Genomic DNA, 448 nt, shown 5'->3' with positions numbered 1-448 from the left:
ATATTATCAGCGTCGAAGTTGAAACCTTGAAAGTGCAGGTAACCTACCGCTAATCCCCAAAGCATAGGACGACCAATCCAGCAACATTCAGCCCCCAAAGCCAATGCTTTGAAGATATCAACTCCAGACCTTATACCACCATCAATGTGGATTCTGATCCGGCCTCGTGCAGTTTTTGAACAAGCTGGAAGCATGTCAATGGTAGCCGGTGTTTCATCCAACTGCCTACCCCCATGATTGCTGATGATTACACCATCACAACCATATTCAACCGCGGTCTCAACGTCTTCCGGGCTAAGGACTCCCTTAATCCAGATCTCCATCTTGGTCACACTTCGCAGCCATGGGATTTCCCTAGCCCAGGAGTGGGAATCTGAATTGAAGGAGTTAAATCCATCATCGTGCGACTGGGACTGAACTTCCTCTGGTGACCGTTCGACCATTGGAT

At 48.4% G+C, this 448-nt stretch carries 1 protein-coding gene; it reads right to left on the bottom strand.

Annotation, left to right across the window (positions count from 1 at the left end; genetic code table 11):
• Nucleotides 1-443, bottom strand: a 443-nt coding sequence (locus tag JS756_RS39120; RefSeq protein WP_240204887.1) for an alpha-hydroxy-acid oxidizing protein, incomplete at its 3' end; no start/stop codon positions are given.
• Nucleotides 444-448 lie beyond the last annotated feature (5 nt).

Source organism: Streptomyces actuosus (assembly GCF_016921115.1).
Taxonomy (GTDB): Bacteria; Actinomycetota; Actinomycetes; order Streptomycetales; family Streptomycetaceae; genus Streptomyces; species Streptomyces actuosus_A.
Note: the sequence above shows the minus strand (reverse complement) of the source record. Positions and strands in the feature narration are given on the sequence as shown.